An 11,798-nucleotide genomic window follows, 5' to 3' on the forward strand; every position below is an offset into this window, starting at 1 on the left:
CCATAGTACAAGGTATGCTTGACCCATAAAAGTCATGACAGCAGGATGAGTCAGGTTATGAATTAGTACTGTTATACGGAGGTGTGCCGGATTTCGCTTGAACTTGCAGCCGGATATATGATACTTTAAACCTCATAGGATAGGCTTGGGAGGTCAAATCATGGATATATTAAAACAACGAATTTTAGAAGAAGGAGTCGTCATCTCGGATCAGGTGCTGAAGCTGGATGGACTTCTGAACCATCAGATTGATCCTGCATTAACGATGGAGATGGGACGGCGGTTTGCTGCGCGTTTTCGCGAGAGTGGTGTGACACGAGTGATTACAGTGGAGTCCTCAGGCATCCCGGTTGCTTTTGCCGCAGCGCATGAGCTGGGGGTACCTTTGGTATTTGCCCGTCGCAAAAAAACGCTCTTGGCCGATCCTGATGCCTACTGCGAACGTGTACCCTCCTTTACAAAGGGGATCGTAACCGACATTATGGTGTCTCGCGAATTTATTCATGAAAATGACCGAATTCTGTTCATCGATGATATTATTGCGAATGGAGACGCCGCTCGCGGTGTCATCAAAATTATCGAACGTTCCGGCGCGGAGCTGGTTGGCTTCGGTGTAGTTGTGGAGAAGTGCTTCCAGGCTGGGGCGCGTACGATTCGGGAGCAGGGTATTCCGGTGGAAGCCCTTGTACGCATCCGTTCACTAAATAACGGCACCGTGCAATTTGACGATAGCGAAATGTGACATTTTGAAGGAAATAGGGCCTAATTTTCGAACTTTGCCTTTGCATGGCTGCGGATTTCCTTTATAATGAGGGTATGTTAGGGAGAGGAGGCAACACCATGGGGAACCAACCGGCAACAGACCAATTTTTTATTGATAAGCTGGCGGAATCGAAAGTTCATTTTGAACGTGCCCTGGATTGTAAACATACGGAATTCGATGACCTTTATCCCTATATGATTGAACATCCTCAATTTTTCTGGTACAAACGCTATGTAGCCTGGTCAGAACTGCTGACGATTGTAGGCTTGTGTGAAGAGTTGTCCTTCTCTTGGAAAGAACAATTTACACCGCACCAAGTAGAGTACCTTGAAGAACGTGTGATGTCCGCCAAAGTGCTTGATTTTTGGTTCGAGAAGAACGACAGCAAAGAGCACGCGCAGCGGTAACTCTCAGTTGGGACATTTTCTTCGAATGACATGACAGTCCAATACAGTCACGTGAGACCTAAATGAATTTTCATTTAGGTCTCTTTTTGTAAACGAATATGAATATAGGAGTTCAAAACATGATCAGTGATTCAGAGTTGGATGCCCTGCGATTGTCAGGGGAAAAGGTAAGAGTTGTACGGGACGAGCTGGAGTCTAACGATGTGACCGGCATTGTGGTAGCCTGGGATGATAAACAGGTGCTGATTCGCCGTCAGAATCGTCGTGTGGTGAAGCTGGACCGCCGTTATCGGTATCAGCTGTTCAGTGAGCCTCGTCAAAGCGTTCTGGAGGAGTAAAGAAGTATAATAAGTAAACGATATGTTTGGAATTACCATCATGACCTGGCATAATTGCCGCACGGCCGAGAGAAGATAGGTACAGTGGAAAAATTCGCTGTATTGACAGCCGAAAGGGTGTGCTGCAAGCCATGACATTGATGAATGATAAAGTTCATGCGTACAAGGATCAGATTGGCGCATTAAGCGATGTACTGCCGGAAGTGGTGCGATCGTATCACGAGTTTACAGGTGAGTGCTTCCAGCCCGGTGTGCTTGATGCCAAAACAAAGCAGCTGATTGCGCTGGGCATCGGCCTGTTTGCCAACAATGAAGTATGTACGTTCTATCATGTACAGGAGGCCCGCTCCAAGGGAGCGACCGATCAGGAAATTATGGAGACGGTTGCTGTCGCTGGCGCTGTTGGAGGCGGACATGCCTTATCGCAAGGGGCTATGCGGGTGCAGAAGGCACTGCATTAGTCCATTATAGGCATGTACATGTACCGAAAATAGAAAGGAGGCTCTGGCATATACCAGGGCCTCTCTTTTGTATGAGAATGGATTTTAGATTTTACCAATCATTTTGTTGTACATAAATTGACCTGTAACCCGTCTGGCTGTCACATAACGATCGTTAAAGTAAGGGTTGGAGAGCTTGGTAATGCTGACCCCTTTGCTACTGGACGCGTGTGCGAATTGACCTCCACCGATGTATACACCTGCATGTGAGATGCCTTTGCCTGTTGTGTTGAAAAATACGAGGTCGCCTGTACGAATATTGGTTTTGGCTACCGGTGTGCCTGCTTTGGCCTGCTGCTGTGAAGTGCGTGGCAGTTCAATGCTGTATTTGTTAAAAAGATATCTCATGAACCCGGAACAATCGAAGCCAGCCATAGTTGTGCCGCCCCATTTGTAAGGGATGCCTGTCATATTGTTAACCATTGTATTAATAGTGCTTGCCTCTGTGCTTGTTGCCCCGGATGTGAATAGTACAGCAGCTCCAAAAATGGAAATAATCAGTTTTTTCAAAATCAATGTTCTCCCTTCGATGCCTACGGAGTTAGCTAAGGGTTCGGTAGAAGGTTCCCTATATTTCCTATGTATAAGAATAATTCACCCAAAATGGTTCCCCCGTTTTCAATCCTGAAACTCGGCAAATGAATAATTAAGTTTTTGTAACTATTTGAAACTATATTGCATAAATGCGTAAATGTCAAACCCGTTTGTAAAGCTTCTTTTCGATTCAATGTTAGCGGAATTATTGAATTTCGTCATAATTATGTTGAAATTTCGACAGTAAAGATTACAAAAAAGTCATTAATGTTTAACCAGGTACGGAGTTGGTTATTAAACCAATTTGTCAAGAGTTAAAAGTTGGATGGGTGGATATTATTATAAAGTGAAAATTTGAGTTTTGTTGCATATATTGACAAAATGTATTTTATTGCATATCATAAATTTATTCATACAAATTATGTATTTAATTAGATTTTATTGGTTGATTCATGTGATGCAGCTAAGCTTAGCGTGAAAGATTAGCCAGCAGATAGACATGTGAGAGAGCGATATTTGTGAATTGGGGAGCGTGTTGTCTTTTGAAAGCAAAAAAATGGGTTACGTTTGTGCTCGCGTGTTCGATGGTTTTTTCTGGAGTGGGCATGGAAATTTTGCCTACAGCAACCGTATCTGCTGCTGATGCCTCAGGTACAACGGCAAGTATGTCTGATATTTTGAAAAACCAACGTCCTGATGGGGGGTGGAGAAAGGATTACAGCCAGACATCGGGGGAGTGGGCCAAATCAACAATTGATAACAAAGCTACATATTCAGAGATTAGAAGACTTGCAAGCGAATTCAAAAAAACAAATGATCCGCGATACTCGGCTGCAGCAATCAAAGGCATTAACTTTTTGCTGAATATGCAGTATTCGAATGGCGGATGGCCGCAGGTTTACCAGAGCTCCGGTTATCATAAACATATTACGTATAATGACGACGCTATGATTAATGTGATGTACATGCTCGATGAGGTTGCGGGGCGCAAAGGAGACTTTTCCTTTATTGACAGCTCACTTGCAAATCGCAGTAAAAATGCGGTGTCCAAAGGTGTGGATGCCATCCTGAATACACAGGTAGTATCCGGTGGCAGGCCTACGGCTTGGGGCCAGCAGCATGATTCGAGCTCACTTAAACCAGCGGGAGCCAGAATTTATGAAGTACCTTCATTAACGGCAGCGGAAAGTGTAAACATTGTGAAATTTCTGAAGACCAGACCGGCCAATTCCAGAATTACGGCATCTATCAAAGGTGCAGAAGCCTGGTTTAATAAAGTGAAAATTACAGGTTATCGCTATGAAAGAGCAAATGGGGACAGCCGGATTATTGCAGATTCAAGTGCAGCACCGATCTGGGCGCGTTTTTATGAACTTGGCACAGACAAACCGATCTTTGTCGGTCGGGACGGGATTGTGAAATACAAGCTTAGTGATATTGAAAAAGAAAGAAGAGGCGGGTATGCATGGTATGGCAGCTGGCCGTCCAAGCTGTAATCATGCAGCGTTCAGCTAATGCAGCTCCAGTATAAATATAGCCAGATTATGCAAGTGCGAACCGGATATGAATCTGATTCGCGCTTGTTGGTTTTATTTTGTTGTTGACAAGAGAAAAGGTACATGATATATTATATCTTGTCGCCGATATTACTTGGTGAGACACAAAATATGCGGTCGTGGCGGAATTGGCAGACGCGCACGGTTCAGGTCCGTGTGGGCTAACCCCCCGTGGAGGTTCGAGTCCTCTCGACCGCATCATGAAAAGGCTCTTTCAGGATCATCCTGAAAGAGCCTTTTACTTTTTGGATCAAGGAATCGTGATTATTCTATGTTCCTGGCTTCCATTTGGGCGTCGTTGTACTGTCAGAAATGTAGCAAACGGTGGCGTTTATAAGGAGGCCGTTACTGTAATGTTATCCATATTAGGCCCCTCTGTCCCTGTTGTGACAATTCGAAGTGTGTTCATCCCTGAGTTCATAGGGATTTGAACGATTTTCTCACCCCAAGTCGACCAGCTGCCGGTTGCACTGAAGGGTTCATTGCTGATTATTTTGGTACCGTTTACATAGATGTCGAGAGTGCGTGTGCCGCTTTCCAAAGCGTAACGAAACTTTACGTTTTTAGTGCCAGTCGTCATGTTATTGATGTTATTCCATTCAATGGATGAGCCCGTTAAAGCGTTAAAGTTTACATATCCGGTACCTGTATAACCGGGGTAGATGGTTTCGATAACTGCATTTGTCAGCTGAGTGCTGCTCTCGGCTTCATAGGTTGTGCCTGTGGCCGGAGACGAAGAAGTGTTAGAAAACTGCCAGTAATCGAAGTTGAACAGTTGACCTGATCCGCTGCCAGTAAAGACTAGAAAGACATTGCGGACCCCTGTTGCCCCGGTAACGGCAGTTTCGACTTCCAGCCAGTTCTGTGAACCGCCAGTAGTGGGGACATTCAGAGTGCCAGCGAGAGGACCAGAGACGCTATCCAGACGAATCTCGATTTTCCCTCCACCTGATGCAGAAGCAACATGGGCTTTAAAAGTCTGAGCTCCGCTGGAACCAAAATCTGCTTTACTTACCGCGACCCAATCTCCATTGTGTATTTGGGTTACCTGCTGATTGTTTATTGGACCGCCAGGTGCATTCGATTTTTCCGTCTGAATTCCGCCATTCCAGGCAAAGGTCTCTGCTTCGACACGGTTATATGGATTCAGATTGGATAGCTGGGGAACTCCAGCATAATTCGCAGTCACTTCCTGAATTGTACCATTGGTGTTGTGCTGCAATTTGTTAATATGTGGCGAGCGATAACCCATTCCTGAACCATATAGAGCCAGACTGACGGTTTGAGCGTGATACACGACGTACCATTCATTATTGAATTGAAAAACCGAATGGTGGTTGTTGCCGCCTGCACCAAAGAATACCCCCGGGTTTTTCAGAAAATGTCCTTCGTATGTAAAGGGGCCCATGGGGCTGGAGCTTACCATATATCCAATTTCGCCTGGGGGAATGTTGGATGGGTGTACGCCGCCAAAGTTAATACAATAGGAGTAATAATACTTGCCATTGTATTTGTGAATGCCCGAGTCCTCCAGAATGAAGGGAGCATCAATTGTTGATGCGCTGCCAACTATACTGGTCATATCGGGACCGAGTTTGATAACCCGGGCTGTTTTGGGATTGGCTCGCTGCTCCTGAGTGGGGTTCGAGCCGCCGGGAATTCCACCGCCTGCATACAAATATCCTGTCCCATCGTCGTCCACAAAAACAGCAGGGTCGAAAAGCCAAACCACGCCTGCCATGCCCGGGGTATTTGTTGTTAAAAGGGCTTTACCAATTGGATCTGTCCACGGCCCAACAGGGCTATCTGCCGTTAGAACACCGATACCGCCAGTACCGTTAGCAAAGTAAAGGAAAAACTTGTCTTTGCCATTGATATTTTTGACTGCAGCTGCGGGGGCCCAGGATGCGCCTGCCCATTTGGCTATCCCTTGTCCACCGTTTGCTCCGTTCGCACCGGCAACGGGAATAGCTCCGTGATCCGTCCAGTTTACCATGTCGGCAGACGAGATAACAAATACGCTTTTCAGATTGGCAAAAGTGTTATCCTTGATGGAGCCATCGCTGTTGTACTCATAATTGTCACTGGACATGTAGAGATAGACACGTCCGTTATAGGTTAATGCAAAAGGATCGGCTCCGAGATGATGATCGATTAGCGGATTTGCATTTCCGATCTGTTTGGCGATGGCGGAGCTTGCAGCAGAGGCCTGATTTATGGGCACACAACTTAGAATTAATGCAATGACAAGAAGCGTGATTCCATATAATCTGTACATCAAGTTTTGTCCTCCTTAAAAAAACGAGTTGGTATGTGATAAATAACCCCGTGCATCAGCTAATTGGTATGTAGTACCTGCTGAACACGGGGCTTGGCTATTTATTGCCTTGATTAAAAAGGGAGAATCCAATGTGGGTTATCAGACTTGTCCTAAACAACACAATAAAATAAAGGATGAAAGCTGTATTTAGGAGGCAGCCGTTACGGTAATATTATCAATATTCGGTCCTTCAGTACCTGTGGTAACGATTCGAAGGGTATTTACACCTGAATTCATAGGAACCTGAATGGTTTTCTCACCCCAGGTGGACCAGCTTCCTGTTGCAGTGAAGGGTTCATTGCTGAGCACTTTGGTGCCATTCACGTAGATGTCCAGATTACGAGTACCGCTCTCCTGGGCGTAACGGAACTTTACGTTTTTGGTACCTGTTATCGTGTTGTTGATGCTATTCCATTGAATGGCCGAGCCTGTGTACGCGTTAAAGTTCACATATCCTGATCCCGTATATCCCGGGTAAAGTGTTTCGATGACTGCATCTGTCAACGTTGTTCCCGTCTCGGCTTCATATGTGGTGCCAGTGCCTACATTCCCGCCTCCAGTGCCACCAGAGAGATTAGCAACAAATGTAGTTACACTCTGTGCAGGAAGCTGAGCTGTGAACGCGCCATTGGAAACATTAATGGGTGCAAGACTTGCCAGATTACGGCTGCTGTCCGTCACATACGAGGATACAGTGGAGGCATTGCCATTTTGCAGCACAAACCGCTGACTGGTTGCTGAATTGCCGCGGTTAATTGCGACGATGACAACTTTGTTGTCTCCTTTATAAGCCGAAACGTAAGTGTTGGTATCCGGGTTTTTGGTTGCATCTACACGAACATAGCCTGGACGAACAAATTTGGAGAAATGGGCCATGTTGTAACCACGTTTACTGATCGTGCCATCTTCCTTCATCGGTCCGTATTGTCTGCGGATATACCACCATACATAAGCTTGGAAATCACCTTCTACCATGGCGCTATGCATGTGGTACGATACGTCCAGAGCCTCTGGCCAGCGGTCTGCGGAATTGTTGTCACTGTTAGGGTAATACACTTCTGTCATCCAAAGTTCCTTGCCGGCCCCTTTTTGTTTGAAGAGCGGGTATGCAAAATCCTTGATCTGGGTTCCGTAGGTATGTGCTCCGAGAATGTCCATATTGGCGAGAGCCTGCGGATCATTCAAGATCGGATCAGACATATTTTTGAGATACTGGAAGGACTCTGGAGCCATAACCTTTGTATTATTAATGGACCCCGCGTTTTCCTTCATGAAGCGAAGCATTTCTTGTGGTGTCCACCAAGTCCAGTCATGAGCGTAATCTGGCTCATTTTGTACCGAGATGGCATATAGGTTTACACCATTATTTTTCATATAAGTTACAAAGTCGTTCAAATGCTGGGCATATGCGGCATATTTGTCGTATTTCAGGCGCTTGGCATTAGTATCTCCGTTGCGGTTAAAGGTTTCAACCATGTCACTCGGTGGGTTCCATGGGGAGGCGAATACAATAGCCCCTTTTTCAATGGCACGTTTCGCCGTGGCGACTTCCCGAGACCAGTTATTTCTATCGGGATCGACGTAGATTCGGAGTACCGAGAAGCCTAACTGGTTCTGATCATTCCCGAAAGCGGTTTCACGTTGTGCCGCAGTAAGGTCACCAATCCATGCTGGATGGTTGATACCACCAAAACCTTTAATGAGCTGCTTTTCAGAGGCCAGATTGATGTTGGCATCACTTGCTGCAGACACGTTGGTAGGTGTTAACATCAGCGGCAGTGCGGTCAAGCAGGCCAGTAAAAGATTGGCAGATTTTTTTAATTTCAATCTCATTTTCATTCTTTACCCTCCTCAGATTGATGGTTCCTGCAAAAGCTGATCAAGAAAAACATCCGAATGCTTGCTTGGCAGCAATATAAGTCTTCACGATCACTTCCTCTCCATAGTGCAACTTGTAATGTTGGTGTTGATTTGAAAATTTTACCATATAATTGAACTGAAAAATACCCTGCAAATTGCAGTTCTATGTAAAATTTTCACTTTTTTTGTATTCGAAGATACATAGACGTGTAAAATCGACAAAATAAATATGATCAGACGTATGTCAACCGGTTGACATATCATATTGAGACCGCTTATGATAAAGCTGCATTCGAAATGTATGCGCATTCATAACAAACACCAGGGGGGAAGTTGAGACATGAAAAAGAAATGGGTACCGTTTGTTGGCGTATTATTAATGATGTTGATTATCACAGCCTGTTCACAAGGCAAGACAACAGAATCTTCATCTCAAGGTTCAGGCAAGCAGGCTGATGAGTCTTCCAAGGAGGTCAAACTGACCTTTTTTAACACCTCTGCTGAAGTCAACGGTGTGTTCGAAAAGCTGTTCAAAACGTATCATGAGCAGCATCCCAATGTGACCATTGAGCTGATTCCAACCCCGATTGGTGGAGCGCAGCTGGAGAAGTTCCAATCCTTGCTTGCATCAGGCAACCCGGCAACGATTGCGAATCTGGATGCAGGCACTATTTTGCAATATAAAGATAAATTCCTCAATCTGGATTCCGAAAAGGCGACATATGAAGGGTTGACCAAACCAGGAGCAGTGGACGGAGCACTGCTGGACGGTCAATTTCTCGGCATCCCGTGGACAGCACAGGGGTACGGACTTTTGTATAACAAACGTGTAGTGGAAGAGGCATTGGGTGGTTCCTTTGATCCAGCCAGTATCAAAACCCGTGACGATCTGGAGGCTGTATTCAAAAAGGTAGAGGCTGCAGGTAAAGCGCCGGTTATGCTTCATGGTGCAGACTGGTCACTCGGAGCTCATTATCTGGGACTGACGTATTCCCTGCAATCCAGCAATGTGGAGGACAATCGTAAATTCGTAAAGGACCTTGAAAATCGAACAGCGAAGCTTGCAGACAATGCTGCTTATAACGGATTGATGGACACCTTTGATCTGCTGAAAAAATATAACGCACGCGGCAAAGACCCGCTGGTGGCAGATTACACCAAAGACAGCACCGATTTTGCCAAAGGCGAAGCCGCTTTTTATTTCATGGGTGACTGGACCTGGGCTGTTATTGGCAATCTGGAAGGACGCGACAAGGAATTCGGTATTGTGCCGGTGCCAATCAGCAACAACCCGGAAGATTACGGCAATACACAAGTGGCCTACAGCGAACCAAAGCTGTTCGCGATTGATAACTCTGGTTCCACCGAGGCACAGCAGGCTGCAGCCAAAGAGTTCATTCAGTGGATGGTCACTAGTGATGAAGGGCAGGATGCGATTGTAGCGCAGATGGGCCTGGCTTTACCTTACAAAGATGTCAAAGTGAAAAGCAGCAACATTTTATCCGAAGCAGTGGGCAGTTTTGTAGATCAAGGTAAAGTAGTGAATATCAGTGTGATTAACTATCTTCCGCAGGATTATTGGGCGAAAACAGGTGCGTCCATGCAGAAATATCTCGCAGGTGTAATTGATCGCAAAGGACTGACAGATGAAGTGCAGGCGTATTGGGCCAGCCAAGCAGGAAAATAAACATTTAACCCGCTGGAAAGAGGATGTGCACCCGGTTTGAGGAGCACATCCTTCCTTCATCAAGACATAGCCAAGGGATGCACAGGAGGTCAACATGGATAGAAAAATACGATTGCGAAATGCGGGAACTTTCCTGCTGTTTGGGGGTCCTTCCGTTATCGCTTTTCTCGCAGTGGTTGTGATCCCGTTTATCGTCGGACTATATCTTACGTTTACGAATTGGGATGTTCGTACCGGGGATAACAGCTTTATCGGTTTATCGAATTATATTGCGGTTTGGCAGGATACCGTGTTCTGGACTCAGTTATGGTTCACGCTCAAGTATGTGTTTTTTACCGTCATTATTGCCAATGCCGTCGCTTTTTTTATCGCGCTGGCGCTGACAGGCGGCGGGAGAGGAGAGCAGTGGCTGCGTACAGGTTTTTTCACACCGAACCTGATTGGCGGTATTATTCTCGGGTATTTGTGGCAAACATTATTTTCGCAGGTACTGCCTTATCTGGGTGAAAAGTATGGATGGTCCTGGTTCGAAACCTCCTGGCTAACGAACACGGATACAGCCTTCTGGGCTCTGGTCATCACAACCTCATGGCAGCTGATTGGTTACTTGATGATTATTTATATTGCGGGCTTTGCCGGGGTTCCGAATGATGTACTGGAAGCCGCCAGCATTGACGGAGCGAGCCGTATGGCAACAATCCGCCGAATTATGCTGCCGCTGACCATTCCGGCAATCGTCATCTGTGTGTTTATTTCGATTTCACGTTCTTTTCTTACCTACGATATCAACCTTGCGCTTACCAAAGGCGGCCCCTTTAACTCCACGGAGCTGGCGACGTATCATATCGTGCAGAAGGCATTTTTGTCCAACCAATACGGGGTTGGTCAGGCAGAGGCTGTGGTGCTATTTGCGGTAGTGGCAATTATTGCGCTGACACAATCGTATCTGCTGAAGAGACTGGAGGTTGAATCCTGATGACCAAGCGTGCATTCCTTCCGTCACTGAAGAAAATATTGTTGTATGTATTGTTATTCGTATTTTTAACACCGTTTTTGCTGATCATTATGAACTCGTTCAAGTCCACCCAGCAATTTGTAGAGAATCCATTATCCTTGCCAACGGGCTTTCAATTGAACAACTATGTGAGTGCATTCGACAATATGAATTTTCTGGACGGATTCCTGAACTCGCTGCTGATTACCGTTGGTTCAGTGGTGCTGATTCTCTTTTTTTCCTCGATGACTGGATATTTGTTTGTACGCTTCAAATGGCGGATCAACGGCATTTTTTTCTATGCGATGCTGGCTTCGCTGGCACTGCCGTTTCAGGTATTAATGATTCCGCTAGTGATGCTGTACGGCAACATGAGCTTGCTTGATTCCAAGCTGACATTGCTCTTTATGTACCTGGGCTTTGGTGTTCCGTTCGGTGTATTTACATTCCATGGCTTCATCAAGGGCATCCCGTTTGAGCTTGAGGAATCGGCATTTATCGAGGGCAGCTCCCGGATGCGTACATTCTTTCAGATTGTGTTGCCGCTGCTAAGACCTGTTTTTGTTACCTTGATTGTGCTTGACGTCCTGTGGATCTGGAATGACTACCTGTTGCCAAGTCTGGTGCTGTTATCCCCGGAACACAAAACGTTGCCGCTCTCGACCTACAATTTCTTCTCGTCCTACTCGGTGGATTATGCACCGCTTATGGCTGGACTAATTATGACCATTATCCCGGTATTAATTATGTATTTGCTTTTGCAAAAGCAGATTATCAAGGGGATCACAGAGGGAGCTCTGAAGTAGGATCGGGGTGGCCTGGAGTGAAATACACGAGAA

Annotated in this window: 11 protein-coding genes, 1 tRNA gene and 1 riboswitch; of the genes, 9 read left to right on the forward strand and 3 right to left on the reverse strand. The window is 45.8% G+C overall.

The features are described 5' to 3' along the window. The first annotated feature begins 160 nt into the window (after positions 1-160). The 4 genes from HNR77_RS01215 (at position 161) to HNR77_RS01230 (ending at position 1,969) form a co-directional block, all read left to right on the forward strand. A complete protein-coding gene (locus tag HNR77_RS01215) occupies positions 161-742 on the forward strand; it encodes a xanthine phosphoribosyltransferase (protein WP_184179939.1) in 582 nt (193 codons plus the stop codon). Between the two features lie 98 nt (positions 743-840). Continuing rightward, a complete protein-coding gene (locus tag HNR77_RS01220) occupies positions 841-1,170 on the forward strand; it encodes a hypothetical protein (protein WP_110893402.1) in 330 nt (109 codons plus the stop codon). Positions 1,171-1,289: 119 nt separating this feature from the next. After that, positions 1,290-1,508, forward strand: a complete 219-nt coding sequence (locus HNR77_RS01225; protein ID WP_184179942.1) for a hypothetical protein — start codon at positions 1,290-1,292, stop codon at positions 1,506-1,508. Positions 1,509-1,639: 131 nt separating this feature from the next. Continuing rightward, positions 1,640-1,969, forward strand: a complete 330-nt coding sequence (locus tag HNR77_RS01230) for a carboxymuconolactone decarboxylase family protein (RefSeq protein WP_184179945.1) — start codon at positions 1,640-1,642, stop codon at positions 1,967-1,969. Between the two features lie 84 nt (positions 1,970-2,053). Here HNR77_RS01230 and HNR77_RS01235 read toward each other — a convergent pair whose 3' ends face one another. Next, complete coding sequence (locus HNR77_RS01235) at positions 2,054-2,518, reverse strand: C40 family peptidase (protein ID WP_111269880.1); 465 nt, start codon at positions 2,516-2,518, stop codon at positions 2,054-2,056. Between the two features lie 5 nt (positions 2,519-2,523). Continuing rightward, a riboswitch (cyclic di-AMP (ydaO/yuaA leader) is annotated at positions 2,524-2,655 on the reverse strand. 429 nt (positions 2,656-3,084) lie between these two features. Between HNR77_RS01235 and pelA the strand changes: the two genes are divergently transcribed. Both pelA and HNR77_RS01245 read left to right on the forward strand, forming a co-directional pair. Next, positions 3,085-4,038: a pectate lyase gene (gene pelA / locus HNR77_RS01240; protein WP_260410205.1), complete on the forward strand. Its 954-nt coding sequence runs from the start codon at positions 3,085-3,087 to the stop codon at positions 4,036-4,038. A gap of 173 nt (positions 4,039-4,211) precedes the next feature. After that, positions 4,212-4,296 (forward strand) — tRNA-Leu (locus HNR77_RS01245). Positions 4,297-4,429: 133 nt separating this feature from the next. Here the strand turns inward: HNR77_RS01245 and HNR77_RS01250 are convergent. Together HNR77_RS01250 and xynC are read right to left on the reverse strand one after the other, a co-directional pair. Then, the gene (locus HNR77_RS01250; RefSeq protein ID WP_184179948.1) at positions 4,430-6,376 is read right to left on the reverse strand and encodes a carbohydrate-binding protein; all 1,947 of its coding nucleotides are present in this window, start codon (positions 6,374-6,376) and stop codon (positions 4,430-4,432) included. 189 nt (positions 6,377-6,565) lie between these two features. Further along, positions 6,566-8,257 carry a glucuronoarabinoxylan endo-1,4-beta-xylanase XynC gene (gene xynC, locus HNR77_RS01255; RefSeq protein WP_311768551.1) on the reverse strand — a complete coding sequence of 564 codons (1,692 nt, stop codon included), beginning with the start codon at positions 8,255-8,257 and terminating at the stop codon, positions 6,566-6,568. A 361-nt stretch (positions 8,258-8,618) separates the two neighbouring features. On the opposite strand from xynC, the gene HNR77_RS01260 reads away from it, so the two are divergent. From HNR77_RS01260 to HNR77_RS01270, 3 genes are all read left to right on the forward strand, one after another. Then, entirely contained in the window at positions 8,619-9,965 is a 1,347-nt protein-coding gene (locus HNR77_RS01260) for an ABC transporter substrate-binding protein (RefSeq protein WP_184179951.1), read from the forward strand. 94 nt (positions 9,966-10,059) lie between these two features. Beyond that, positions 10,060-10,941, forward strand: a complete 882-nt coding sequence (locus HNR77_RS01265) for a carbohydrate ABC transporter permease (RefSeq protein WP_145402874.1) — start codon at positions 10,060-10,062, stop codon at positions 10,939-10,941. Further along, the gene (locus HNR77_RS01270; protein WP_184179954.1) at positions 10,941-11,765 is read left to right on the forward strand and encodes a carbohydrate ABC transporter permease; all 825 of its coding nucleotides are present in this window, start codon (positions 10,941-10,943) and stop codon (positions 11,763-11,765) included. Before HNR77_RS01265 ends, HNR77_RS01270 begins: the two co-directional genes overlap by 1 nt. Positions 11,766-11,798: the final 33 nt, after the last annotated feature.

It is taken from the genome of Paenibacillus sp. JGP012 (assembly GCF_014203995.1).
Taxonomy (GTDB): domain Bacteria; phylum Bacillota; class Bacilli; order Paenibacillales; family Paenibacillaceae; genus Paenibacillus; species Paenibacillus silvae.